The sequence below is a fragment of the Roseobacter sp. OBYS 0001 genome, assembly GCF_019654895.1.
Lineage (GTDB): Bacteria > Pseudomonadota > Alphaproteobacteria > Rhodobacterales > Rhodobacteraceae > Roseobacter > Roseobacter litoralis.
Window position 1 is genome coordinate 202,287 of sequence record NZ_BPES01000005.1, and the last position, 23,729, is coordinate 226,015.

26 protein-coding genes and 1 tRNA gene are annotated in these 23,729 nt (G+C 57.1%); 15 read left to right on the forward strand and 12 right to left on the reverse strand.

Features of this window, described 5'->3' with window-relative positions; all coding sequences use genetic code 11:
* Positions 1 to 105: 105 nt before the first annotated feature.
* The 10 genes from K5Q35_RS12870 to K5Q35_RS12915 all read right to left on the reverse strand — a co-directional run bounded on the left by K5Q35_RS12870 (position 106) and on the right by K5Q35_RS12915 (position 9,194).
* Positions 106 to 1,143, reverse strand: coding sequence for an L-idonate 5-dehydrogenase (locus tag K5Q35_RS12870; protein WP_220799844.1), 1,038 nt, complete (start codon positions 1,141 to 1,143; stop codon positions 106 to 108).
* Between the two features lie 12 nt (positions 1,144 to 1,155).
* Entirely contained in the window at positions 1,156 to 2,433 is a 1,278-nt protein-coding gene (locus tag K5Q35_RS12875) for a TRAP transporter large permease (protein ID WP_220799845.1), read from the reverse strand.
* A 2-nt stretch (positions 2,434 to 2,435) separates the two neighbouring features.
* Positions 2,436 to 2,930, reverse strand: coding sequence for a TRAP transporter small permease (locus K5Q35_RS12880; RefSeq protein ID WP_013960227.1), 495 nt, complete (start codon positions 2,928 to 2,930; stop codon positions 2,436 to 2,438).
* A 68-nt stretch (positions 2,931 to 2,998) separates the two neighbouring features.
* Positions 2,999 to 3,976 (reverse strand): TRAP transporter substrate-binding protein, encoded by a 978-nt coding sequence (locus K5Q35_RS12885; protein ID WP_013960228.1) that lies wholly within the window; start codon positions 3,974 to 3,976, stop codon positions 2,999 to 3,001.
* Between the two features lie 16 nt (positions 3,977 to 3,992).
* On the reverse strand, positions 3,993 to 4,718 hold the full coding sequence (locus tag K5Q35_RS12890; protein ID WP_013960229.1) for a GntR family transcriptional regulator: 726 nt from the start codon (positions 4,716 to 4,718) through the stop codon (positions 3,993 to 3,995).
* 189 nt (positions 4,719 to 4,907) lie between these two features.
* The gene (gene phnE / locus K5Q35_RS12895; protein ID WP_220799846.1) at positions 4,908 to 5,723 is read right to left on the reverse strand and encodes a phosphonate ABC transporter, permease protein PhnE; all 816 of its coding nucleotides are present in this window, start codon (positions 5,721 to 5,723) and stop codon (positions 4,908 to 4,910) included.
* Positions 5,723 to 6,544 (reverse strand): phosphonate ABC transporter, permease protein PhnE, encoded by an 822-nt coding sequence (gene phnE, locus K5Q35_RS12900; protein WP_013960231.1) that lies wholly within the window; start codon positions 6,542 to 6,544, stop codon positions 5,723 to 5,725. The genes phnE (K5Q35_RS12895) and phnE (K5Q35_RS12900) overlap by 1 nt, the downstream gene beginning before the upstream one ends.
* On the reverse strand, positions 6,541 to 7,332 hold the full coding sequence (phnC, locus tag K5Q35_RS12905) for a phosphonate ABC transporter ATP-binding protein (RefSeq protein WP_013960232.1): 792 nt from the start codon (positions 7,330 to 7,332) through the stop codon (positions 6,541 to 6,543). Before phnC ends, phnE (K5Q35_RS12900) begins: the two co-directional genes overlap by 4 nt.
* Positions 7,333 to 7,396: 64 nt before the next feature.
* Positions 7,397 to 8,371, reverse strand: coding sequence for a phosphate/phosphite/phosphonate ABC transporter substrate-binding protein (gene phnD, locus K5Q35_RS12910; RefSeq protein ID WP_013960233.1), 975 nt, complete (start codon positions 8,369 to 8,371; stop codon positions 7,397 to 7,399).
* 31 nt (positions 8,372 to 8,402) lie between these two features.
* On the reverse strand, positions 8,403 to 9,194 hold the full coding sequence (locus K5Q35_RS12915; protein WP_259650533.1) for a DeoR/GlpR family DNA-binding transcription regulator: 792 nt from the start codon (positions 9,192 to 9,194) through the stop codon (positions 8,403 to 8,405).
* 295 nt (positions 9,195 to 9,489) lie between these two features.
* On the opposite strand from K5Q35_RS12915, the gene K5Q35_RS12920 reads away from it, so the two are divergent.
* The 6 genes from K5Q35_RS12920 (at position 9,490) to ppk2 (ending at position 15,902) form a co-directional block, all read left to right on the forward strand.
* Positions 9,490 to 9,957, forward strand: coding sequence for an NUDIX hydrolase (locus K5Q35_RS12920; RefSeq protein WP_220799848.1), 468 nt, complete (start codon positions 9,490 to 9,492; stop codon positions 9,955 to 9,957).
* Positions 9,958 to 10,016: 59 nt separating this feature from the next.
* Positions 10,017 to 11,042: an ABC transporter substrate-binding protein gene (locus K5Q35_RS12925; protein WP_013960236.1), complete on the forward strand. Its 1,026-nt coding sequence runs from the start codon at positions 10,017 to 10,019 to the stop codon at positions 11,040 to 11,042.
* A 3-nt stretch (positions 11,043 to 11,045) separates the two neighbouring features.
* A complete protein-coding gene (locus K5Q35_RS12930; protein ID WP_220799849.1) occupies positions 11,046 to 13,265 on the forward strand; it encodes an iron ABC transporter permease in 2,220 nt (739 codons plus the stop codon).
* Complete coding sequence (locus K5Q35_RS12935) at positions 13,262 to 14,338, forward strand: ABC transporter ATP-binding protein (RefSeq protein ID WP_013960238.1); 1,077 nt, start codon at positions 13,262 to 13,264, stop codon at positions 14,336 to 14,338. The genes K5Q35_RS12930 and K5Q35_RS12935 overlap by 4 nt, the downstream gene beginning before the upstream one ends.
* Complete coding sequence (locus K5Q35_RS12940) at positions 14,339 to 14,902, forward strand: histidine phosphatase family protein (protein ID WP_220799850.1); 564 nt, start codon at positions 14,339 to 14,341, stop codon at positions 14,900 to 14,902.
* A gap of 205 nt (positions 14,903 to 15,107) precedes the next feature.
* Complete coding sequence (gene ppk2 / locus K5Q35_RS12945) at positions 15,108 to 15,902, forward strand: polyphosphate kinase 2 (RefSeq protein WP_013960240.1); 795 nt, start codon at positions 15,108 to 15,110, stop codon at positions 15,900 to 15,902.
* 249 nt (positions 15,903 to 16,151) lie between these two features.
* Here the strand turns inward: ppk2 and K5Q35_RS12950 are convergent.
* Positions 16,152 to 16,226: transfer RNA gene (locus K5Q35_RS12950), tRNA-Thr, on the reverse strand.
* An 86-nt stretch (positions 16,227 to 16,312) separates the two neighbouring features.
* On the opposite strand from K5Q35_RS12950, the gene K5Q35_RS12955 reads away from it, so the two are divergent.
* From K5Q35_RS12955 to K5Q35_RS12980, 6 genes are all read left to right on the forward strand, one after another.
* Positions 16,313 to 16,492 (forward strand): hypothetical protein, encoded by a 180-nt coding sequence (locus K5Q35_RS12955; protein ID WP_220799851.1) that lies wholly within the window; start codon positions 16,313 to 16,315, stop codon positions 16,490 to 16,492.
* Positions 16,493 to 16,496: 4 nt separating this feature from the next.
* Positions 16,497 to 17,765 carry a UDP-N-acetylglucosamine 1-carboxyvinyltransferase gene (gene murA / locus K5Q35_RS12960; protein ID WP_013960241.1) on the forward strand — a complete coding sequence of 423 codons (1,269 nt, stop codon included), beginning with the start codon at positions 16,497 to 16,499 and terminating at the stop codon, positions 17,763 to 17,765.
* Positions 17,765 to 18,232: a DUF2948 family protein gene (locus tag K5Q35_RS12965; protein ID WP_220799852.1), complete on the forward strand. Its 468-nt coding sequence runs from the start codon at positions 17,765 to 17,767 to the stop codon at positions 18,230 to 18,232. Before murA ends, K5Q35_RS12965 begins: the two co-directional genes overlap by 1 nt.
* 45 nt (positions 18,233 to 18,277) lie before the next feature.
* On the forward strand, positions 18,278 to 19,591 hold the full coding sequence (gene hisD / locus K5Q35_RS12970) for a histidinol dehydrogenase (protein WP_220799853.1): 1,314 nt from the start codon (positions 18,278 to 18,280) through the stop codon (positions 19,589 to 19,591).
* A 69-nt stretch (positions 19,592 to 19,660) separates the two neighbouring features.
* Positions 19,661 to 20,140: a UPF0262 family protein gene (locus K5Q35_RS12975; RefSeq protein WP_220799854.1), complete on the forward strand. Its 480-nt coding sequence runs from the start codon at positions 19,661 to 19,663 to the stop codon at positions 20,138 to 20,140.
* Positions 20,141 to 20,602: a low molecular weight phosphatase family protein gene (locus K5Q35_RS12980; RefSeq protein ID WP_220799855.1), complete on the forward strand. Its 462-nt coding sequence runs from the start codon at positions 20,141 to 20,143 to the stop codon at positions 20,600 to 20,602.
* Between the two features lie 8 nt (positions 20,603 to 20,610).
* On the opposite strand, the gene K5Q35_RS12985 is transcribed toward K5Q35_RS12980, so the two are convergent.
* Entirely contained in the window at positions 20,611 to 22,173 is a 1,563-nt protein-coding gene (locus K5Q35_RS12985) for a peroxidase family protein (RefSeq protein WP_013960246.1), read from the reverse strand.
* A 209-nt stretch (positions 22,174 to 22,382) separates the two neighbouring features.
* On the opposite strand from K5Q35_RS12985, the gene K5Q35_RS12990 reads away from it, so the two are divergent.
* From K5Q35_RS12990 to K5Q35_RS13000, 3 genes are read left to right on the forward strand one after another with little or no spacing between them, the layout of a single operon-like run.
* Positions 22,383 to 22,697, forward strand: coding sequence for a DUF3775 domain-containing protein (locus tag K5Q35_RS12990; protein WP_013960247.1), 315 nt, complete (start codon positions 22,383 to 22,385; stop codon positions 22,695 to 22,697).
* A gap of 44 nt (positions 22,698 to 22,741) precedes the next feature.
* Positions 22,742 to 23,149 (forward strand): ketosteroid isomerase-related protein, encoded by a 408-nt coding sequence (locus K5Q35_RS12995; RefSeq protein ID WP_220799856.1) that lies wholly within the window; start codon positions 22,742 to 22,744, stop codon positions 23,147 to 23,149.
* Entirely contained in the window at positions 23,139 to 23,726 is a 588-nt protein-coding gene (locus K5Q35_RS13000) for a GNAT family N-acetyltransferase (RefSeq protein ID WP_220799857.1), read from the forward strand. The genes K5Q35_RS12995 and K5Q35_RS13000 overlap by 11 nt, the downstream gene beginning before the upstream one ends.
* Positions 23,727 to 23,729: the final 3 nt, after the last annotated feature.

Sequence of the window (23,729 nt, forward strand, 5' to 3'; positions counted from 1 at the left end):
CCCTAAAGTGTCATGCGAAAAACCTGAATGACGTAATGCTGCCTGAAATGAAAGATTTCAACGCGTTACGTGATGCTTGATATTTCAGGTATTTCGTCAAACACTCTAGAACGACAGCTGCACTTTGATTGATTTGTTGCGATCCAGCGTGGTCGCAAATGCTTCATGTGCCTGTTCCACCGGAAAAACCTGCGTGATCATGGGGGCGACGTTGATCACCCCTTGGTCAATCATCCGGACCGCATCGGCAAATTCAGGGTGGAAACGGTGCGTGCCCTTCAGCGAAATTTCTTTTCCGACAATGGCGTTGATGGGGATATTCAGGCTCCCCGCGACGCCGACCTGAACCAATGTGCCGCGCGGGCGGACAAATTCAATCGCCATGGCAATCGCGGCCTCAGCGCCGGAGCATTCGAACACCACATCGAATTGTTGTTCAGGCGACCTGAACGCGTCCATCAGGTCGGCTGATGTCGCGATATTGACGCAGTGCGTTGCCCCCATTTTACCCGCGTTGGACAGGGTGAAATCGACGAGATCCGTCACCACGATATCCGATGCGCCCCGTGCCTTGGATACTGCAACACACAACGCGCCAATCGGCCCGGCCCCGGTGACCAGAACGCGTTTGCCTGCCAGATCGCCCGCCTGATTTGCAGCATGCAGACAAACTGCCAGCGGCTCGGCGCAGGCGGCATGTGCGATCTCGGTGTGCGCGCTCACTTTGACGCATTGGGATGCTGGCACCGGCAAGATACTGCGAAATCCCCCCTGCACGTGAGGAAAGGTTCTGGCCGAGCCCAGAAACCGCATGTGCAGACAATGCTGGTATTCCTCGCGGGCGCAGAAATGGCAATCATTGCAAGGCTGGCTGGGGTTCACCGCTACTTTGTCGCCCGGTTCCAAACCGGTGACGCCCGGTGCGACCGACTTTACGACGCCCGCGATTTCGTGACCCAGAATGATGGGTTCTGTCACACGCACCGGGCCAAAGCCACCATGCTGAAAATAATGCAGGTCTGAACCGCAGATGCCACCGCGCGCGATTTCGACCGCGACCTGGCCCGTTTCCAGGGGCTGTGATGCGATTTCCTCAACGCGCAGATCACCTTTGCTGTGAAGTCGGCAAATTGTGGTGGTCACGAAAACCTCCTGTTACGGGATAAGGACAGAGGGCAACCAGGTCGCCAGCGGGGGGAAGTAGGACACCATCAACAGAACGATGATGTTTGTCGCAATAAACGGCAGGATCGCGATAATGACCGGGGTCAATGGCAATCGCGCGATCCCCGCGCAGACAAACAGGCACACGCCAAGGGGCGGGGTTGTCAGGCCGATCATCAGGTTCAGCACCGCAAAGGTCGCAAAGTGCAGCGGGTCAATCCCCACGGAGGTGGCAAGCGTCAGAAGCGGGACGAAGAGGATGATCAGGGCCGCAATCGTTTCCATGAACATGCCGACAATCAGCAACAGGATGTTGATGATCAGGATGATGATGAGTTTGTTTTCCGTGAACGACAGGACAGCGGCGGCGATGGCCTGTGGAATACGCTCAGAGACGAGGATCCAGCCGAACACATTCGCAAACCCGACCAGAACCAGAATCCCCGATGCGGCAACGGCGCTGTCAACGATGATCTTGGGGATTTCGCGGAACGGAAGTTCGCGGTAAACGACAAGTCCGATGAACATGGCATAGACACTCGCGATGATCGCCGTTTCCGTGGGTGTCGCCACGCCGCTGAGCAGACCGTAAAGGATCAAAGCGGTCATCGCGAGCGCCCAGAACGCGCCCGCGAAGGACCGCCCGATTTCGCCCACGCCCTGCCATTCCTGTTTCGGAAAATTCCGGCGGCGCGCAATCACATAGGTGGTGATCATCATCGCCATACCCAGCAGAATGCCCGGTATCGCCCCGGCAAGAAACATCTTTCCGACCGAGATACCGGACAAGGCCCCGACAATGATCATCGGCACGCTTGGCGGAATGATCGGCCCGACGGTGGAGGAGGCGGCGGTGATGGCGGCTGAAAAGTCGGCAGGGTATCCGGCCTTTTTCATGCCCGGTATCATGACGCCGCCGATGGATGCCGCATCGGCAACCGCCGTGCCGGTGATGCCGCCGAACAGCATCGACGCGCCCACGTTTGTGAGGCCAAGGCCCCCTCTGATCCAACCGACCAGCGCATTTGCAAAGCGGATGATCCGTTCCGTAATACCGCCCCGGTTCATCAGGTTGCCTGCGAGAATAAAGCCGGGGATGCTGAGCAATACGAAAACATCCATGCCCGCATACATTTTCTGCGGCATGACGACCACGGGAATGCCCGTCACCAGCAGATAGCAGAGGGAACTCAGGCCGAGAGTGATGGCTACGGGGATGCCCACGACCAGCCCGATGGCGAAAACGGTGACGAGAATAAGCAAGCCCATGTTCAGCTGTCCATACGATTGACTGGCTCACCGGTGCCGGAGAAAAAGATCATCGAAACGATCCTGAGCAGGGCGAAAGCCGCGAGGCAGCCTAGCAATGCGAGAACCGAAAAGTGGATATAATCCATGCGCACGCCCAAGGCGGGCGAGGTTTGAAAAGCCCCGATGGACACATATTTCCATGCCGCAGGGATCAGGATAATGCAGAGGACGAGCGTTGCGGTCGCAGACAACAGTCGCAACAGCCATGGCCCCTTGCCCGGGAGTGCTTCGCAGACGACGTCTACATTCACCAGATCGCCGGAGCGCAGGGCAAGCCCGGCCCCGAAGGTCACCGTGTATAGCATCGCATAGCGCGTCAGCTCTTCGGTCCAGACGGGCGACGATCCGAATGTCCGGCCCAGAACCTGTGTCAGGACAGCACAGATGAGAACGAAAAAGGACAGGCCAACACCGACGCTGGCGACACCCACGATGATCCGTTCTATCCGCTGCATCCGTCATACTTTCATTAAAAGAGGTGCAAGAGTCGCCGGAGATAGGTCCGACGGCTCTCGCGGAAGTTTTACTCAGAAAACAGCGATTCCACGACGGGGCGGATTTCTTCGCTTACGTTGGCAAGAACCGCGTCCTTGGCAGCGGCCTGAAACGCGGCGCCATCCACCTCAACGAAGGTCATGCCCTTGCTTTCGAGATAGCCGCGATCTTCGGCGAGGCTTTCCAGAAGCAGACCACGCTCATATTCCTGCGCCGTTGCTGCGGCCTGCATGACCGCGTTCTGATCGTCCTCGGACAGTTTGGCCCAGGTGGATTCCGCGATCGTCAGGTAAATCCAGGACCGGACATGTTCGGTCTGGTTCACATAGCCCTGCACTTCGTTGAAGTTGGCCGAGCGGATCAGGGCAAGCGGGTTTTCCTGACCGTCGATCACGCCGTTTTGCAGGGACGTGAAGACTTCGGAAAATGCCATCGGTGTTGGCGATGCGCCCAGAGCGCTCCAGACGTCCACGAAAAGCGGCACGTTCGGGACGCGCATTTTCATGCCATCAAGGTCTGCAGGCGATGTGATCGGGCGTTGCGATGTCAGGTTGCGCGGCCCACGGGCAAAGAATGCAATCGGACGCACCTGGGCTTTTTCGATGATCTGCTGTTTGATCTGCGTGCCGATGTCACCAGAGGCGACTTCGTCCATGTGATCGAGGGATTTATAGGCATAGGGCACGGCCAGCAACGCAGCCATAGGGGCCCAGTTTTGCAGGCTTTCACCAGTGATTGTCATGTCCACCGTACCAAGCTGCATGCCGTTGATCAGGTCGATTTCCTTACCGAGGGATTCGTTCGGGAAAACCTCGACGGCAATGCGGCCATCGGTCAGCGTGGAGAGTTCCTCGCCGAATTTGACGGCCGCGAGGTGCCATGCGTTTTGCTCATTTGCCAGATGCCCCAGTTTCAGGGTCATCTCCTGTGCAAATGCGGCCGAAGACGCGAGCGCTGCAACGCAGGTCACCGCAGCCAGTCCTTTGATTTTTGTAAAGAGCCTCATGATGTTTCCTCCAGTGTTAAGGCTTGGGATCGGGTATTGTTTGAGCAGACCCGTCGAAATACGCGGGGTAGAGGGCCTGCACCTTTGGGAGCGAGCTTAGGATTTCCATCAGGTGGGTGCGCATCGCGACCTCGGCCCCTGCCACGTGTTGCTGTTCGATCGCATCAACAATCGCGGTGTGCTGATCAATCAGCTTGGCGACCGGAAACTCTTCGAAGGTCAGGAAGCGCACCCGGTCCATCTGTGTCTTGATGGCATCCAGAATACTCCAGGCTTTGCCAACACCGGCGGCATCCGCAAGGGTGTGGTGGAACCTTTCGTCCAGTTCGATGAATTTCGCAGGGTCGCGCGCGCCAACCGCTTTTTGCGCGTCCAACTGTGTGCGCAGGTCTTTGACCAACCCGTCCGGCGGCGTGTCTGCCAGTCTTTTGACGATATCCGCTTCCACCGCTTCGCGTACGAAACGACCATTCAAGACCGCATCATAATCGATGAGTTTCACAAAGGTGCCGCGTTGTGGTCTGATCTCAAGCAGGCCTTCGTTCATGAGGGTGATGAACGCTTCGCGGACGGGTTGCCTACTGACGTGATATTCTCTTGCAAGCTCCGGTTCCGACAACCTGCTGGCTGGTTTGAGGTCATTGCGGATGATGCGGCTGCGCAAGATCAACCTGAGTTGCGGGCTGACCGCGACTAGCGGGTCAAGCTTCCATTTGCTCAGATCATCCAGCACCAACGTCATCACCGCTCCCTTTGCGGGAAAGCTACTTGTATACTTCCATACATGTCAACATGAGTAAGCGTACCATGTGGAAATACGCATAGGTTTCGCGATGTATCGCGTTGTAAATGTTGTAAAATCAGTGGTGTTTAGCGGCGATGTACAGACCAGATCGCGGGGCGGCATATACTGCCGCCACACCGGATCTAATTATATGATCGCGCCGCGCACCTTGGCCGACACCCATTCGGAGATCACAACAGCCGCCAGAATCACCAGCAGGATGAGCGAGACCTGCGGCCATGCCAGCACGTTCAGCGATGCCGACAATTGCAGACCGATACCGCCGGCCCCGACAAGTCCCAGCACCGTCGATTCGCGGATGTTGATGTCCCAGCGAAACACGGCAATGCCAGCAAATGCAGGCAGGATTTGTGGCACAATTCCATATGCCATGACCTGCCAGCGCGATGCACCGGTCGCGGTGATCGCCTCGACCTGAATTTCGTCGATCTCTTCTATGGCCTCATAGAGCAGCTTTGCGCAGAACCCGATGGAGCGGATCGCGATGGCGATCACACCCGCAAAGACGCCGGGACCGATAATCGCGATAAGCAGCAATGCCCAGATCAGTGAGTTGATCGAGCGGGTCGAAACGATGATCAGCAAGGCAATCGGACGCACGAACAGCGCTGAAGGCGTGGTATTGCGCGCGGCAAAGAACGCAACCGGGACAGCAAGAAACAGGGCGATGATCGTGCCGAGGGTCGCAATGTTCAGCGTATCCCAGATCGGCTCGCCCAGCTGCGCAATGTAATCCCATTTCGGCGGTGTTGCGCGCGTCCAGATATCATTCGCAATGCGGGGCGCGTCCCAGACGAAAAACCATGTGGTGGCTTGCGAAATCTGCTGCCAGCAATAGGCGAAAATCATCAGGCCAACGAGCCACATGGCCCAGTGCGAGAGGCTTTCGCGCCCGGTGCGTCTTTGCCAGGTTTTCTGGCTGTCTGTCTCGCGGATCGGCATTATTGTACCCTCGCCCGGACAATGCCGGAGATATATTCGAGCGCCATGACGATCACGATGATCATGATCAGGATCGCAGCGGCAGTGTCATATTCGTAGCGGTCAAAGGCTGTGTTGAGCGTCGCACCGATGCCCCCGGCACCCACCAGACCCAAGATAGCGCTTTCGCGGAAATTGATATCGATGCGGTAGATCGACAGGCCGATGAGGCGCGGCATGACCTGCGGCTGCACGCCGTAATTGATCCACTGTGTCCAGCGCGCGCCAGAAGCTTTGATCGCCTCTGCCTGCACCTTGTCCATGCTTTCGATGTCTTCTGCGAGCAGTTTGGACAGAAAGCCGATTGTCGCAAAACTCAGCGTCAGGAAACCTGCCAGCGGGCCGAAGCCAAAGATCGCAACCAGCAAAATCGCTACGATGATTTCCTGCAGCGCACGTGAGATCGCGATGATGCCCCGGCAGATCAAATAGACCGGCAAGGGTGCAACATTTCGCGCAGCGCCAAGGGCAATTGGAATCGAAATGATGATGCCGACAACAGAGGCCGCAACGGTCATGATGATGCTTTCAAGCATCCCCGAATAGATGTCGCTGGACCGGGTGGTGAAATCCGGGCTTGTAAAAGCGAGCACGAATTGTTTGCCGCGTTCAAGCCCAACATAGACGCGGGCCCAATTGACCTCGATCGTCATATAGGCAGCAATCAGATAGGCGAAGAACCCAAGGACAAGGGTCCACCGTAGCCACGGACGCTGGATGAAAGGTGGCTTTTTCCACGGCTTTCCCAGAAGTGTTTCCAGCTCGGAATTTGGGACGCTCATTCGGCTGCCTCGATCTCGTCATCGTCGATTTGTTCGATGGTCGCTTCCCAGTCTTCTTCACCGTAGATTTCGGTCAGCCTGTCCGGGGTCAGTCCTTCGGGTGGACCATCGTAAACCATGGCACCAAAGCGCAAGCCAATGACACGTTGCACGAACATCTGCGCCAAAGCCACGTCGTGAATGTTGATAATGGCGGCAAGCCCGCGCTCGCGGCACAACTCGCAAATCAGCCGCATGATCTGACGGGATGTTTTGGGATCAAGCGAGGCGGTTGGTTCATCCACCAGCAGCAGCGCGGGGTTTTGAATGAGGGCGCGGCAGATACCAACACGTTGGCGTTGCCCGCCAGAAAGCTCGTCAGCCCGTTTGTCGGCCATATGCGCGAGGCCCACGCGATCAAGCAGGCGAAACGCTTCGTCCACATCCGCTTGCGGGAACTTACGCAGGAAAGAACGCCAGAAGCCAACATAGCCCAAACGCCCGGACAGCACGTTTTCCATGACGGTCAGACGTTCCACAAGCGCGTATTCCTGAAAGATCATGCCCATGCGGCGGCGTTCGCGACGCAATGCGCCAGATGACAGCCCGGTCAGCTCGACATCGCCCAGATAAACCTGACCGGAGCTCGGCTCCACCAGTCGGTTGACGCAGCGGATAAGGGTTGATTTGCCAGCGCCCGACGGGCCGATCAACGCCAGCACCTGACCCTGTGGTATCTCAAGGTCGACTTCCTTCAGCGCCTGATCGCCGGTTTTATACGTCTTCACTAGCTTCTCAAGCCGCAGCATCACCATGCCCCCCACCATTTTTGATTGGACAGGGCGGGCCATAACAGACCCGCCCGATCAGTGTTTATTCGCAGGCGTAGCTGACGCCATTTGCGGTGTCGATCTTGCGGATCACGTCCCAGAATTCCTGATAGGTCATCTCAAGGAACTGGCCTTCGTTCGATTTTTCGAACTCTGCCTGCAGTGAGGTGCCTTCCCATTCGAAATTAAAGAACGCATTGCGGATCTTCTCTTTCAGCTCCGGCTTGAGGTTGTAGACCGTGCCAAATCCTGTGGTTGGGAAGGTTTGCGATTTATACACGACCTTCACGTCGTCTTCGGAGATCACGTCGCGGCTGATCATGCGCGATTTGACCGAATTGGCGATGGAGGCGGCAACGTAGTCCTTATTGGCCACGCCAAGGATGGAGTTGTCGTGCTTGCCGGAAAACACAGGCTCGAAATCGCGTTCGGGCAGCATGTCGAAGTCGCCCTTGAGGATCGCAGAGGGTGCCTTGAAACCGGAATTTGACGTGGGCGACGTAAAGGCAAGGGATTTGCCTCTGATGTCTTCAACCGTTTCGATTCCGGAACCGGGATAGGTGATGATTTCCATCTCATACCCGAAATTGCCGTCTTTGGACGCCATGATCGTGAAGGGGTTGAAGCCCGCGCAGTTCACAGCCAGCGGGTTCGACCCGGTGTTGAAACCGGCGATGTGCAAACGACCTGAGCGCATGGCCTCGATTTGGGCTGCGTTGTTTTGCACGGGGAAAAAGACGACATCTTTGCCGGTCTCTGATTCCAGGTGGGTCAGAAAATCGGACCATGCCTCTTTATAGACGGCCGGGTCTTCGACGGGCGTGTATGCAAAGATCAGCGTGTCGGGGTCGAGCTGCTCGGCAGGGTCAGTTGGCGTATCAGCGATCAGGTCCCCGTCAACATCGCAGAAGCGCGAATCCAGATCACCGCGTGGGCAGTCTTGCGCCAAAGCGCTCGTGGACAGCGACAGCATGCAGATGGCAGAAGCGCCAAGCAGCAGTTTAAGATTGAGTTTCATTTCATTTCCTCCCTGAGTTTTCTTTACGTGATTATGCGTTCGGTGATGGCGTGTCTGCAACGTGAATATCAACGCCACCACGCTTTAATGCTGCGAGTAATTCGTTTTGCGGTCTCACATCAACAAAAATACTGTGAAGCTCGTCGATGCCGACGACGCGGGCCAATCCGCTTTGATTGAATTTCTCGGATCCGATCAACAGCTGGCGAAGTGATGCTTGACGCAGCATCTCCCTTTTAACTGCCGCAAACCCCCGAACGGTCTCGGACACGCCGTCCACGGACAATCCCGATGCACCAATCATGCAGCGATCCACTCGAAATCCGCGCAGAAACTCCAGCGTTTCAGTGCCAACAACAGCATTTTCGTCGCCCTGATACTCCCCCGGACACAGCATGACATCTGCGGATCGTGAACCAAGCGTCATCGCTACCGGCAGCGAATTTGTAATAACCGTGCACGACACATCGCGATAGGCGAGCGCTTTGGCCAGCTCAATCGTTGTTGATCCGGAATCGATCATTATCGTTTCGCCGTCCCGCACTTGAGACGCCGCAGCAAGGGCTATGCTTTCCCTTTCTGCAATACGTGCCGCCGTGCGTGTATCGAGATTTGGATAATGGCGCTGCGACAGTGCCGAGGCACCGCCATGTGCGCGGTCTATCAGGCCGTCCTTGGCAAGCGCGTCAAAATCGCGGCGCAGGGTTTCCGTGGACGCGTTGAACTGCCTTGCAAGCTCACTGATCCGAACATGGGGCCGTAATTTTAGCTCCAGAAGAATCTTTCGGCGACGTTCTGATTTCTTAACTTTGCCCGGGCGCACATCGGGGCCTGCGTCTCGTTTAGTTGCCTTTGCCAATTACCTGACCCACTTAAATTTGGCCTGATGATTGTGGTGTTTCGGTCTGATTTGCAATTATTTTGTTGCATAAACCACAAGTCAGTGCTGAACCTTGGGGATAAACGATCAAACAACAGATGTGTTTAAACAGTTTTGAAATATGAAATTTCACAAGATGATGGTGCGATATGACTTTTATCGCTTTGCCTTCACCAGCCCGGGCCCAGTGTTTTGTACAAATCTTGTCGGGTGACGACATAACCGCGCGGACTTGCCCATGAGTGATCAATTGGTAACGGCCAAACAGATCGCGGCCCTGCCGGTACGGTGGGACAAGACAGGCAAGTTGCGCGTGCTGATGGTGACATCGCGCGATACCGGCAGATGGGTCATGCCAAAGGGCTGGCTGATGGATGGCAAAAAGCCTTGGCACGCGGCGGAGATCGAAGCGTTGGAAGAAGCCGGCGCTGTCGGTTTCATCTCACACAATGCGATTGGCACCTATCACTACGACAAACGTCTCTCCGATACAGACCTGATGCCATGTGAGGTGACCCTTTATCCAATGGTGGTCGAAAAGCTGAATAAGCGATGGAAAGAACGCCTTCAGCGCAAGCGGCATTGGTTCTCGCCGGGCAAAGCTGCGACACTGGTTGATGAAAAAGATCTGTCCCGCATCCTCAAAATGCTTGCAGATCGGGCGGGAGAATTGAAGATAATGCAAAACCTGCGGGAAGCGTCCTAGGCGCTTGACCGATCAGAACCGGAAAAACCGGGACATACGAATAAACTGGGAGGAAGAAAATGAAGAAATTTACAACCACGCTGGCGGGGTCCTTGATCGCGCTGTCCGCGTCAATGACTGCGGCGCAGGCCGACAAGCTGACATTCTACTGCAGCGCGCAGGAAGAATGGTGCCAGCTTATGGCGCGTAGTTTCGAGGATGCGACAGGCATTGATGTCAACATGACGCGCAAGTCTTCGGGTGAGACCTTTGCCCAGATACGCGCGGAATCCTCCAACCCCAAAGGAGACGTGTGGTGGGGCGGTACGGGCGATCCACACCTTCAGGCAGCCGAGGAAGGGCTGACCATGGCCTATATTTCGCCAATGCGCGACCAGTTACACGACTGGGCAATCAGCCAGGCCGAAAGCGCGGATGACAAGACGATTGGCATCTATTCCGGTGCGCTGGGCTATGGGTATAACACCGACCTGATCGCGGCGAACAATCTGCCGGAACCCGCATGCTGGAAGGATTTGCTGAAGCCTGAATACAAGGGCCACGTGCAGATGGCGAACCCGAATTCATCGGGGACGGCCTACACGACACTGGCTTCTATGGTTCAGATTTTCGGCGAGGACGAGGGTTTCGAGTTCATGAAAGGGCTTCATGCCAATGTGAACCAGTATACGAAATCCGGTTCGGCCCCGATCAAGGCGGCAGGACGTGGCGAGAATACAATCGGCATCGTTTTCATGCATGACGCGGTCAAACAGGCAGTCTCCGGCTTCCCGATCAAGGTTGTCGCCCCGTGCGAAGGCACAGGGTATGAGATCGGATCGATGTCGATCATTGATGGCTCCCGCAACCTTGAAGAAGCGAAAAAGTTCTATGACTGGGCGCTGAGTGCCGAGGCGCAGAACCTTGCTTTGCAGGTCGATGCCTTTCAGGTGCCATCCAACAAAAGTGCGCAAACTTCCGAAAGCGCGCCTGATATGAGCACGATCAAACTGATTGATTACGACTTCAAGAAGTACGGCTCCTCCGATGAACGCAAGCGGCTGCTGCAAAAGTGGGACGAAGAGGTCTCTGTGCTCGCGCAGTAATCCGTGCGAAACGCCACATCCGAACGGACCACGCATCCGGTTTTGACCTTCTGGGTCATTGCAGGGTGGGTCGGGTTTTGTCTTCTGCCATGGTACATGGTGGAAGACGGCCTGCTGTCGTTCGAGTGGCTGCGTGATGGCTATCCGTTTGATGAGGATTACGCCCCTGCCGCGTTCCTGATCGCGCAGGGCAAAAAGCTCTGGCTGGCGCCTCTGCTGATCGCGCTTATTCTGCCGCTCATTGCACTGCGGCGTCCCAAATCAGACCCGTGGTTTGCCCGGCTGCTGATCCTTTCGGGGGCGATTGGCTTTGGCTGGTTGATCGCGCAAGGCTTCAGCATCGGCATTCGCGGGTTTAACTCTGACTGGCTTGAGGCCGCCTTTGGTGACCTTGGGGATCGTCAGTTCGGCATGGGCTATGGGGGCATGATCACCGCATCTGCTTTCCTGTTTTTGCTCACGCAGGGTGTTGCTGCGCGGGGGGCGATCAATGGCGATGTCTTTGTGGTCAGCGCCATTGGCGGCGTGATCACCATCGTCGCCGTTTTCGTCTTTTTCCCGATTGCCAAGATGCTGTTCGCGGCATTCGTGACCGAGGATGGGGCATACTCCATTGCTGTTTTTGCGGATAAACTGTTCGATGACCGGCTCTGGAGCCTTGGGTGTTTTGCCGGGGCAAAATGCGGGGCGGCGTGGAACTCCTTGTTTTTGGCGATAACGGTTGGATTTCTCACCACTGCACTGGGCCTGTGCTTTGCGCTGATCGTGACCCGGTCGGGCTTTCGCTACAAACGCGCGATCCGCGCGCTGACGGTTCTGCCCATCATCACACCCCCGTTTGTGATTGGTCTGGCGCTGATCCTGCTGTTCGGCCTGTCCGGTTCCGTCACGGTGTTCTTTGCCGAGATGTTCGGCGTGCAACCGACCCGGTGGCTCTATGGCATGCCGGGCGTGATGATCGCGCAAACGCTGGCCTATACGCCGATTGCGTTTCTTGTGCTGATCGGTGTGGTTGAGGGCGTCAGCCCCTCCATGGAAGAGGCATCGCAGACGCTGCGGGCGAACCGCTGGCAGACGTTTCGCACGGTTTCGCTGCCGCTGATGCGCCCCGGTCTGGCCAATGCCTTCCTGCTCGGCTTCATCGAAAGCATGGCCGATTTCGGCAACCCGCTGGTTCTGGGCGGCAATTTCGATGTTTTGTCGACCGAGATTTTCTTTGCCATCGTCGGCGCGCAATACGATCAGGGCCGTGCGGCCGTTCTGGCGATGGTTTTGTTATTTTTCACGCTCTCGGCGTTTTACGCGCAGCGCGCATGGTTGGGTAAGAAAAGCTACACCACCGTGTCGGGCAAGGGCGATTCAGGGGTTCATCCGTTGATGCCGACCGGTCTGGCCGTGCCTGTCATGGTGATCGCGCTGGGGTGGGCCATATTTACCGCCGTTGTTTATGGCATGATCATCTACGGCAGCGTGGTCGAACTCTGGGGCGTGAATAATTCGCTGACCTTCAAACACTACATCACCGCCTTTTCCGTCCGTTTCGAAGAGGAAGGCATCCGCTGGACCGGCGCCGCCTGGGACAGTTTCTGGACGACGATCACCATTGCTGCGATTGCCGCACCGCTCACCGCGGCGGTGGGTCTGGTCACGGCCTATCTGCTGACGCGCCAGAATTTTGCAGGCAAAAACGCGTTTGAATTTGGCACGATGCTGTCGTTCGCAATCCCCGGCACGGTGATCGGTGTTAGCTACATTCTGGCCTTCAACGTTCCGCCGATCCAGATTACCGGCACCGGCGTTATCCTCGTCATCAGCTTCATTTTCCGAAACATGCCCGTTGGCGTGCGCGCTGGCATCGCCTCGATGAGCCAGTTGGATAAATCACTGGACGAAAGCTCGCTCACCCTTGGGGCAAATTCGTGGCAGACGTTCCGGCGCGTGATCCTGCCCTTGCTGCGGCCTGCCATTCTCGCGGCATTGGTCTATTCCTTTGTGCGCGCGATGACAGCAATTTCTGCCGTGATTTTCCTCGTTTCGGCGGAATATGACATGGCCACCAGTTACATCATCGGGCGGGTCGAAAATAATGACTATGGCCTTGCGATTGCCTATTCCACCACGCTGATCTTTGTGATGCTGACGGCTGTTGGCATGCTGCAATTGCTCGTGGGTCGGGTGCAGATCGGACGGCGAACCCAACAGGTAGCGGAGAAAACGACATGAATGAAACGCAACTCGGCGGCAAGGCAGCACCGGTTCGCTTCGAAGGGGTCTCCAAAGTCTTTGGCAAGGATGTGATCGCGGTCGACAACATCGATCTGCATGTCGATGCGGGCTCGCTGGTGACACTTCTTGGCCCGTCCGGATGCGGCAAGACGACGACATTGCGCATGATTGCAGGGCTTGAGATGGCGAGTTCCGGGCGTATTCTGATCGGCGATCAGGACGTTACAAAATTACCTGCAACGGATCGCGACGTATCCATGGTGTTCCAGTCCTACGCCCTGTTTCCGCATATGACCGTGCTCGAGAACGTAAAATACGGTTTGACATTTTCCGGTTTTGGCAAGGAGGAAGCGCGCGCGCGGGCCTTGCATGGTCTCGATCTGGTCGGACTAAAAGGGTTTGACAACCGGTTGCCCTCGGAACTCTCCGGCGGCCAGCAGCAGCGTGTGGCCGTCGCACGCGCGCTGGTGCTGGAACCTCAGGTGCTGCTGTTTGACGAACCGCTGTCGAACCTTGATGCCAAACTGCGCCGACAGGTGCGCGAGGACATCCGCGCGATCCAGCAGAACCTTGGCCTGACGGTCATCTACGTCACCCATGATCAGGAAGAAGCGCTCGCCGTCTCTGATCAGATCGTGGTCATGCGCAATGCCGCCATCGCCCAGATCGGCACACCACGCCAGCTTTATGATGCGCCAAACGACCGTTTCGTCGCGGATTTCATCGGAGAGGCGAACCTGATCAACTGCACCATCGTCGCGGTTGAAGGCGATACCGCAACCATCGACATAGACGGGTATCAGCACCGATTACCCGCGCGTGGTTTGACGCAAGGACCGGCCACTTTGGCCGTGCGCCCATCGCGTATTGTCGTGGGGCATGGCGATGGGGTTGCCGTGCGTATTGCCAAGGCCACCTATGTCGGCGTACGTATGGAATACACTCTCGAAGGTAGTTTCGGGCAGGTGTTTGCAGTTCAGGATGATGTCGATGATCCACTTGAAATTGGTGCCGAGCTGCGCATGTCCTTTGCCGCCAAGGGGCCAGTCCTGCTGCCTGAGGCGAAATAAGTGAGCGCCCTGATTTTCATCACGCACCCTGAAGTCAAGGTCGATGCGGCCCGCTCGGTGACGGATTGGGAACTAAGCGAAACTGGCTGCGCGCGCGCTGAGGGGTTTGCGCGTTCAACGCTCTTGGCAAATGTGACCAGTATCTGGGCCAGCGAAGAGCGCAAAGCGCAACAGACAGCCGACTATATTGCGCGGCAGACTGGTGTGCCCCTTCAGACAGACAGTAATCTGGGCGAAAACGACCGTACCGCGACCGGGTTTCTGCCGCCCCCCGAATTTGAAGCCGCCGCAGATGAGTTCTTTTCGAACCCCGACACCGCATTCCGAGGATGGGAAACCGCGCGCGCCGCTCAGGGTCGGATTGAAAATGCCGTGCGCGGTATCGCGGCGCACCACGAAACCGGCGATCTTGCAATCGTGTCCCATGGTGCGGTGGGGACGTTGTTATATTGTGCTTTCAAAGGTCTGCCGATCAACCGCGCATATGATCAACCTTCTCAAGGTCACTATTGGACCGCAGATCTTTCCGACCTCAAGCCAAGACACCATTGGATCTTGATCTGACACGCGGCCTTCGTATGGAGGGGTGGATCTTGTGGTACAGGGCACCACACTACTTGCATGCTCAGGCCGCTGGTAATGACCGGGCTGGCCTTGATCGGCACCGGTAGCTTGAAAATTTTTGCCCGACCCTGCGCCTGACAATGCTAAACTTGTACAAGCGGCGTCGAAACCTGCACCAGATTAACGCAACGGGCATTGGGAGACCATGATGGGAAAAATATCAAATTCAGACTACGAAGCCGAGTTGGCAAGGCTGCAGATCGAACTGGTCAAACTGCAGGAATGGGTCAAACATACCGGTCATCGGGTTGCGGTTATCTTTGAGGGGCGCGATGCTGCGGGCAAGGGCGGCACGATCAAACGCATCACCGAAGCCATGAACCCGCGGATTTGTCAGGTGGTTGCCCTTCCGGCCCCGACGGAGCGCGAAAAGTCGCAATGGTATTTCCAACGATATGTCGCGCATCTTCCGGCGGCGGGTGAGATCGTCATATTTGATCGCTCATGGTACAACCGGGCGGGTGTTGAGCGTGTCATGGGTTTCTGCAGCGAAGAGGAATATAAGGAATTCATGCGCAGTTGCCCTGAGTTTGAGCGCATGCTGGTGCGTTCAGGTATACAGCTTATCAAATACTGGTTTTCCGTCAGCGACGAAGAGCAGGAACGTCGGTTTCAAATGCGCCTGACCGATCCCACGAAACAGTGGAAGCTGAGCCCGATGGATCTGGAGAGTCGCAAGCGCTGGGTGGATTACTCGAAAGCGAAGGACGATATGTTCTCGCATACGGACATCAAGCAGGCGCCTTGGTACGTGGTAAATTCGGATGTGAAAAAGCACGCCCGGATCAACTGCATCAATCACTTTTTGTCATTGATCCCTTACAAGGAAATCGAACGCCCCCCGGTCGTCCTTGAAGAACGCCCGCCGCAACGGGGCTATGTCAGACCCCCGATGGCGGACCAAACCTTCGTGCCCGAAGTCCACCTGGACCTTAAATAGGACAGCGTTTCGGCAAAGGTTCTGCAGAACCAGACCCACGGCTGTGTTCCCTAAACAGGTTGTGAGCCGGGACGCCACTAAATGAATATGGCAATGTGAGCCGGTTTCGCCTGCTGTTCAGGAACCACGCGCGAACCAATTCTTTTGTCAGCCTTCCGTCGATCCCGCCGAGGGCTGGAGCACGTGTACTTCGTCGACAGGCACCCGACCCTACCGGTTCATTTGAGCCGTGAAATTTGTACAGATGAATGGTGCTGCAGGGGAGGATTGAACTCCCGACCTCGTCATTACCAATGACGCGCTCTACCACTGAGCTACTGCAGCCTTTGTGCGAGTGCTGGTTAGACGCAAACTCACATTGGTGCAAGCCTAATCTGGACCCGCGCGCGTGGCTGCGATAGACAGCCTTTATGGCAGATAAAACCCCATCGAAATTCAAAGGCACAACCGATGGCTCCCGCGAAGACCGGCTGAAAGCGGCGTTGAAAGCCAACCTTGCGCGGCGCAAGTCGCAGTCGCGCGAGCGGGCGCAGTCAGATGGGGAAACAAACAATACACCGGGCAATTCCGGGCAGGATAAGGACGCATAAGCGCATGGATTCGATATTGGTAAAAGGGGGCGGCAGCCTGAAGGGGCAGATCCCGATCGCAGGTGCAAAGAACGCCTGCCTTGCCCTCATGCCCGCAACATTGTTGTCCGAAGAACCACTGACGCTAACCAATGCACCGCGCTTGTCGGACATCCGCACAATGACGCAACTGCTTCAGTCGCTGGGCGCGGAAGTGACCTCGCTGCAGGATGGTAAGGTGCTGGCAATGTCCTGTCACGGGGCGATCAACACGCGTGCGGAATATGACATCGTGCGCAAGATGCGCGCGTCCAACCTCGTGCTTGGGCCGCTTTTGGCGCGCGAAGGTCACGCGCAGGTTTCCCTGCCCGGGGGATGTGCAATTGGGGCGCGCCCCATGGACATCCACACCGACGGGTTGAGCCAGATGGGCGCCGAGATCGAGTTGAAAGACGGCTATCTGCTGGCCAAGGCCAAGGGCGGACGGCTCAAGGGGGCTGTCATCGACTTTCCCTTTGCCTCTGTTGGGGCGACCGAGAATATCGTGATGGCCGCGTCACTGGCGAAAGGCACCACCGTCATTAACAATGCCGCGCGCGAGCCCGAGATTGTGGACCTTGTTGAATGCCTGCGCGCCATGGGAGCACAAATCGAAGGCGAAGGGACCTCGACTATCTCGGTGCAGGGCGTTGACCGACTGGGCGGCACCACCCACCGCGTTGTGACCGACCGGATTGAGCTTGGCACCTATATGCTCGCCCCGGCGATCTGCGGCGGACAGGTGGAACTGCTGGGGGGACGCATCAACCTGCTGGCTGCGTTTTGTGACAAGCTGGATGCGGCGGGTGTCACGGTGACCGAAACTGCGAATGGGTTGAGTGTCGCCCGCGCAAATGGGGATATCCGCGCGGTCGATGTCACGACGGAGCCATTTCCGGGGTTTCCCACTGATCTGCAGGCGCAGATGATGGCCCTGTTGTGCACCGCCAAAGGGACCTCTGTTCTGGAAGAAAAGATATTCGAGAACCGGTTCATGCATGCGCCTGAGCTCATTCGCATGGGCGCTGATATCGAGGTGCATGGCGGGACCGCGACAGTCAAGGGGGTTGACCGCCTGAAGGGGGCCCCGGTGATGGCCACCGATTTGCGGGCGTCCGTTTCCCTGATCCTTGCGGGGCTTGCCGCTGAGGGCGAGACAAAAGTGTCCCGCGTCTATCATCTCGACCGTGGATATGAGCATGTGGTGCGCAAGCTCTCCGCTGTTGGGGCGCAGATCGAAAGGATCGCGGAATAATGACCGATGCACGTTTCGAAGACGGGCGTGAAGCGCCCCTGAACCTTGGTGCGGTCGATGCAGAAGACCTCAAGGTCATGGCGTCCCTGACGCAGGATGCGGTTTTTCCGGCAACCGAAATGCGCTGGGACAAGGCCGCGCAGCGGTTCGCTCTGCTACTCAACCGTTTTCGCTGGGAAGAGGGCACGGCACGTGCGATGTCCCCTGAACGGGTGCAATCTGTATTGGCCTTCGACACGGTGACCGCTGTTGCCAGCAGCGGGATCGACCGGGGCGACAAGGACACAATTCTGTCTGTGCTCACGATAGAATTTGTCGCCGCAGACGCGCCTTCGGGTCATATCGTCATCACGCTTGCGGGGGATGGGGCCATTCGTCTTGAGGTTGAAGCAATTGAAGCGACCTTGAAAGACGTCACAAAACCCTATCTGGCACCGTCCAAGACGACGCCATCGCATCCTGAGTGACCTATCCCCGGCACTGCCCCTTTCCCAGACGAGTCGTAAACTGCCATGCCCGTATTTCTGAATGCTGCCGATCCAGATTTTGAGACCCGCTTCAGCGCTTTGCTGAGCGCCAAGCGCGAAGACAGCCCCGATGTAGACGCCACCGTTGCGCAGATCATTGCGGATGTCCGTGCGCGCGGTGACGCGGCCCTGATCGACCTGACGGAAAAGTTTGACCGGCTGACGTTGACGCCGGATCGCCTCGCCATCACGCCTGATGAGGTGGATGCTGCGGTTGCTACGGCGCCCGGCGATCAGGTGGCCGCACTGGAACTGGCGGCGCAACGTATCCGCGCCTACCACGAACGCCAACGTCCTGAGGACGCAGAGTGGATCGATGACAGCGGCGCAATGCTGGGCTGGCGCTGGACGCCTGTGGCGGCAGCTGGGCTTTATGTGCCGGGTGGTCTTGCGTCCTACCCGTCCTCGGTGCTGATGAACGCCATCCCTGCCAAGGTCGCGGGGGTTTCCCGCCTTGCCATGGTCGTGCCGGCACCCGACGGTGTTTTGAACCCGCTTGTGCTGGCCGCAGCACGTCTGTCGGGGGTTGATGAAATCTACCGCATCGGGGGGGCACAGGCCGTGGCGGCACTTGCCTACGGCACGGCGACAATCGCGCCGGTGGATAAAATCACGGGTCCGGGCAATGCCTTTGTTGCAGCGGCCAAGCGGCGTGTGTTTGGCAAAGTCGGCATTGATATGATTGCGGGTCCATCCGAAATACTGGTGATTGCAGATGCGCAGAATGACCCGGACTGGATCGCCCTCGATTTGCTGAGCCAGGCGGAACATGACGAAAGCGCGCAATCCATATTGATCACGACCGATGCTGCGTTCGGGCAGGCGGTGGCGGCGGCGGTTGAAAAGCGGTTGGAAACCCTAGAGCGGCGCGCGATCGCGGGTGCGTCCTGGCGGGATTTTGGGGCGATCGTCACGGTCCCTGATCTGGCGACAGCGGCTGCATTGTCCGACCGGATCGCCCCTGAACATCTTGAGCTTTGCGTGGCGGACCCGGATGCCCTGAGCGCGCAGATCACGCATGCCGGGGCGATTTTTCTGGGGCAATGGACGCCAGAGGCGATTGGCGATTATGTCGGGGGACCCAATCATGTTTTGCCAACGGCACGCTCTGCCCGGTTCTCATCGGGCCTGTCCGTGCTTGATTTCATGAAGCGTACAACACTGGCGCGGATGACACCGGCGGCATTGCGCGCCGTCGGTCCGGCGGCAGAGACGCTGGCCAACTCGGAAAGCCTTGAGGCGCACGGCCTTTCTGTGACGGCGCGCCTGCGCAAACTAAACGACAGTGAAGCGCTCTAAAAGGTTGCCCCGAACGGTGTTTCCGCGCTACTCAGGCGCGGCTTACATCCATCGGCAAGAAGTACTCAAATGTCCCGCATCTCGCATATAACCCTTGATGACAGCGGCCTTCCGCCGCCGACGCCTGAAATCGAACAGGAGCGGAAAGTCGCGATGTTTGATCTTCTTGAGGACAATACTTTTGTGCTGCCCAGTCGCGAGGGGCGCCCGGTTCTCGACGGTCCTTACCACGTAAGCCTTGCGATCCGCGACAAGCGTCTCGTCTTTGACGTGAACACGGAAACAGCAGAAAAAGCGGCGGAATTCCATCTGTCGCTCGGGCCGTTCCGGCAGGTTGTCAAAGACTACTTTCAGATTTGCGAAAGCTATTTCGATGCGGTCAAGAAACTGCCACCGAGCCAGATTGAAACCATCGATATGGCACGACGCGGTATCCACAATGAAGGCAGTCGTGTGCTTCAGGAACGCCTCGAAGGTAAGGCCGATATCGACACTGACACCGCACGGCGTTTGTTCACACTGATTTGCGTTCTGCACTTTGGCGGTTAAATGACACAAGAACCGCCACAGTCCGTTCTTTTTTGTTGTGATCATAACGCTGTGCGCTCTCCGATGGCGGAGGGCATAATGAAAAAGCTCTACGGCACCGGCACATACGTTCAATCCGCCGGCGTGACGAATGATCTTGAGATTGACGGATTCTCGATCGCGGTCTGTCAGGAACTGGATGTGGAATTATCGCGTCACCGGTCCCGCAGCTTTGACGAGATGGAAAACTGGGGCGATGATCTGGGTTCTTTCGATCTGGTGATTGCCCTGAGCCCGGCCAGCCAGCGCCGCGCGCTGGAATTGACGCGGTTCTATCACCTTGATGTGGAATACTGGCCGATCCTTGACCCGACCGGGTTGGGTGAGACGCGCGAGAGCAAGCTGGCTGGGTATCGGCAGGCCCGCGATCAGATCAAAGAGCGGCTGATCGCGCGATTTGGCCCCCCAAGTGAATTGATCTGAGGGCGCGTTTACTCCGGCACCCATTCCTTGCGCGTCATCGCAATAAATGTATCGCCTGCGCCGCCCGCCACATTGCGGTCCAGAACATCACGCAGGGATTCTGTTTGCCGGATCGCGCTCCATCCCGGTGCCGAAAACGTGCCGCGTTTAAAGACATGTTGTGACAGCAACGGGTTGGTCAGCGCCTGACTGAACGCATCCAGCGCGACAAAGACCAAAATGAGGTTTGGCAACGGGCTGTTGGGCACCCTGTCTTCGCAAAACAGGCCCACATGAAAATCGACATCGCGGGGTCCGCCATAGTGTTTGGCGAGCGTATCGCTGATTTCCGGATCAGATGAGATGGCCTTGAAGGACGCAGGTCTTTGCTGACTCATGTAATTGCAATAATCCGAGAACCCCGCCAGCTGACAAAAGCGGTCCTGCTCGATTGAGGCCAATTCGACCTTCAACAAAGGCTCAGCCGTGTTGCGCGGCCCAAGCTCAGCCGCTTGCGTTGCACATATACCGGCAAACCCTTTCAGCAGGCCATCACGGATCAGCAGGTCGTTGTTCATGAACGTCGTATGAACCGGGTGCAGATCATCGCCCCATTGGATCTGATCGGGGATCAGCGCGTGCCAGCGGTACAAAAGGCTGAATTCAGTGGTGATCCAGTTGGGTTTGTTCCACGGCGCATTCCACGCCACGGACGGGTCCGCGCGCAGCGTGAAGGGCAGGGGAGAGATGTGGTTGATGTAGTCCTCAACGATGATCTTGATGAAAATCACGATGACCGTATTGCGCGCTGTTTCAAAAACGCGGTCGTCATCCCAATCGGGATGTACGACTTCGATCTCGCCCGCGAGCCGGTTGTGTTCACGCAGAAACAGCGTGTTGAGCATGGCAACCTGCGGCACCGAATTGACCCGGTCCCCGCCCACGGCAAAGAGTTTCGCCTGTTTCTCAGGGCTTTGATCTGCACCCCCTAGGGGTGGGTCGAGAACCGCGAAATCAGGATCAGGCACGCCATCGCGGTAAAGAAATGGCGGGTATTCTTCATCCCCGATCATCTGAGATTTAAGACGGCCTTTGTGGCCCGGATCGCTGGACTGAAGGCGCAGCGCATCCGTCTGTGCGGGGGTGCGACCATAGAGCGTGCACATGTCGATGTCATGGTTCGACGTGTTGCGTTTCAGGTGCAGCTTGGGGTCTTGCCCCTCGGGGGTGAGATGTTCTGACTCGGTGCGGATAAACCCATCGGTCAGATATTGCGCAAAGGCCGGAAACAGGCAGGTCGATTTGGGACAAAGCCGCTGTGTGCCCTCTTTGCGCCGGAACAGCTCTTGCAACACTTCCGGGTCTGGCAGGTTATCGCGGGTTTGTGGTGGCAGATGCCGTGCGCTCCAGCGGCGATCTGTCAGGCCGGACCAGCTGACGTAATCACGCCCGGTGCTCAGAGGGTGTGGCCGGGTTCTTGCGCGTTTGACGACACGATTGATGGCAAATTTATTGACCAAGGCCGCCAGCGGGGGGATGGCTTCGACAATGGAAAACAGAAATTTTTGAACGTTGTAAGGGATACGTGACATAAAAAAGATCCTCTGAAAATGACGCAACTATGCGTAGAACATCACGCATGTCGTTAACTTTTTCTAGAATTATTTACGGACAGGCCAAAGAGCGTGCAGGCTTTAGCACGCGCGCTTGTGCAAGGTACGGTACGTTCGCAGGTATAATTAGCCCTTGCACCGCACCAACGAAAGACACAAGCTGAGAGCATATAAAAAGGGGTGGCAATATGCTCGAAATCAGCACACGAAAAGTCGCGCGGGTAATCCTGCTGACCCGTGAATATGGCCCTGAGAGCTCCAATCTATCAAACTATATATCCGGGCTGAATGATGACGAGAAAGCCAATCTTGTCGCCTTGATGTGGGTGGGCCGCGACAGTTTTGATGTCTCCGAACTGGAGTATGCGAAAGCGGAAGCGCGGCGCGAAGCCTCTGCGCCAACGGAAAACTATCTGTCCGGCATTCCGGGCCTTGCAGAGCATCTTGAAAACGGGTTGGAATTGCTGGGCGTTGATGTGACCGATGTTGAGGACAACCTCTGACACGGCACACGACCGACATGTGTTTTTGATCAATTGGAGGGTCCATGCCCGCTGTCGTAAAAACCTACTTTGACGCCTTTAACGCCAAGGATATTCCGGGCATGCTGGCCTGTCTGACGGAGGATGTCGCGCATCATGTGAATGAAGGCGACGTGCGCGAGGGCAAGGAAGCCTTTGAACAGTTCTGTGCGCATATGAGCCGCTGCTATGATGAAACCCTGACCGATATGGTGATCCTTGAGGCAAAAGATCAGGGGCGTGCGGCTGCGGAATATGTGGTGAACGGCACCTATCTAGCGACGGATGCGGGCCTGCCCGAGGCGCAGGGGCAGAGGTATCGGCTGAGTGCGGGGTCGTTCTTTGACATCACCGACGGCAAAATCTCGCGGGTGACGACGCGGTATAACCTGTCGGACTGGATCGCTCAGGTGTCCGGAGCCGATGACGCTTGAGTTCCGCAGGCTGAGTGGAGCCGCGTTAAACGATGCCATTCCCGCAGTTGCCGCCCTGCGCATCGCGGTGTTTCGCGACTGGCCCTATCTTTATGAAGGTGATCTCGAATACGAGGCAGAATATCTCGCCCCCTATGCGCAAAACCCGCTGACGGTTCTGATCGGTGCTTTTGAGGGCGCGCGTCTGGTTGGGGCTTCGACCGCGATGCCGTTGACGGCGCATGCCGATGGGTTTGCGAGCGCATTTGTGCAAACGGACATAGATGTATCAAAGGTGTCTTACTGTGCTGAGAGTGTCTTGCTCCCGCAGTTTCGGGGGCACGGGGCGGGGCATGCGTTTTTCGATCTGCGCGAGGCGGCCGCGCGGCAGGATGGCTTTGACACATGCGTCTTTTGCTCTGTGATCCGCCCTGCAGATCATCCACTGCGTCCGACCGATTACCGGCCGCTGGATGGTTTCTGGCGCGCGCGGGGCTACCGGCCCCTGCCCGGGGTCGTGGCGACATTCAACTGGAAAGATCTGGGCGCGGCAGATGAAACACCCAAGCAGCTTCAGTTTTGGGCGCGCGACCTCTGAGAG

What these genes read in the sequence shown, in the direction of transcription:
- K5Q35_RS12875 (WP_220799845.1), bottom strand. Translation starts at nt 2,433, where the DNA reads ATGGGCTTGCTTATTCTCGTCACCGTTTTCGCCATCGGGCTGGTCGTG.
- K5Q35_RS12880 (WP_013960227.1), bottom strand. Translation starts at nt 2,930, where the DNA reads ATGCAGCGGATAGAACGGATCATCGTGGGTGTCGCCAGCGTCGGTGTT.
- K5Q35_RS12885 (WP_013960228.1), bottom strand. Translation starts at nt 3,976, where the DNA reads ATGAGGCTCTTTACAAAAATCAAAGGACTGGCTGCGGTGACCTGCGTT.
- K5Q35_RS12890 (WP_013960229.1), bottom strand. Translation starts at nt 4,718, where the DNA reads ATGACGTTGGTGCTGGATGATCTGAGCAAATGGAAGCTTGACCCGCTA.
- phnE (WP_220799846.1), bottom strand. Translation starts at nt 5,723, where the DNA reads ATGCCGATCCGCGAGACAGACAGCCAGAAAACCTGGCAAAGACGCACC.
- phnE (WP_013960231.1), bottom strand. Translation starts at nt 6,544, where the DNA reads ATGAGCGTCCCAAATTCCGAGCTGGAAACACTTCTGGGAAAGCCGTGG.
- phnC (WP_013960232.1), bottom strand. Translation starts at nt 7,332, where the DNA reads ATGCTGCGGCTTGAGAAGCTAGTGAAGACGTATAAAACCGGCGATCAG.
- phnD (WP_013960233.1), bottom strand. Translation starts at nt 8,371, where the DNA reads ATGAAACTCAATCTTAAACTGCTGCTTGGCGCTTCTGCCATCTGCATG.
- K5Q35_RS12920 (WP_220799848.1), top strand. Translation starts at nt 9,490, where the DNA reads ATGAGTGATCAATTGGTAACGGCCAAACAGATCGCGGCCCTGCCGGTA.
- K5Q35_RS12925 (WP_013960236.1), top strand. Translation starts at nt 10,017, where the DNA reads ATGAAGAAATTTACAACCACGCTGGCGGGGTCCTTGATCGCGCTGTCC.
- K5Q35_RS12935 (WP_013960238.1), top strand. Translation starts at nt 13,262, where the DNA reads ATGAATGAAACGCAACTCGGCGGCAAGGCAGCACCGGTTCGCTTCGAA.
- ppk2 (WP_013960240.1), top strand. Translation starts at nt 15,108, where the DNA reads ATGATGGGAAAAATATCAAATTCAGACTACGAAGCCGAGTTGGCAAGG.
- K5Q35_RS12955 (WP_220799851.1), top strand. Translation starts at nt 16,313, where the DNA reads ATGGCAGATAAAACCCCATCGAAATTCAAAGGCACAACCGATGGCTCC.
- murA (WP_013960241.1), top strand. Translation starts at nt 16,497, where the DNA reads ATGGATTCGATATTGGTAAAAGGGGGCGGCAGCCTGAAGGGGCAGATC.
- K5Q35_RS12965 (WP_220799852.1), top strand. Translation starts at nt 17,765, where the DNA reads ATGACCGATGCACGTTTCGAAGACGGGCGTGAAGCGCCCCTGAACCTT.
- hisD (WP_220799853.1), top strand. Translation starts at nt 18,278, where the DNA reads ATGCCCGTATTTCTGAATGCTGCCGATCCAGATTTTGAGACCCGCTTC.
- K5Q35_RS12975 (WP_220799854.1), top strand. Translation starts at nt 19,661, where the DNA reads ATGTCCCGCATCTCGCATATAACCCTTGATGACAGCGGCCTTCCGCCG.
- K5Q35_RS12980 (WP_220799855.1), top strand. Translation starts at nt 20,141, where the DNA reads ATGACACAAGAACCGCCACAGTCCGTTCTTTTTTGTTGTGATCATAAC.
- K5Q35_RS12985 (WP_013960246.1), bottom strand. Translation starts at nt 22,173, where the DNA reads ATGTCACGTATCCCTTACAACGTTCAAAAATTTCTGTTTTCCATTGTC.
- K5Q35_RS12990 (WP_013960247.1), top strand. Translation starts at nt 22,383, where the DNA reads ATGCTCGAAATCAGCACACGAAAAGTCGCGCGGGTAATCCTGCTGACC.
- K5Q35_RS12995 (WP_220799856.1), top strand. Translation starts at nt 22,742, where the DNA reads ATGCCCGCTGTCGTAAAAACCTACTTTGACGCCTTTAACGCCAAGGAT.
- K5Q35_RS13000 (WP_220799857.1), top strand. Translation starts at nt 23,139, where the DNA reads ATGACGCTTGAGTTCCGCAGGCTGAGTGGAGCCGCGTTAAACGATGCC.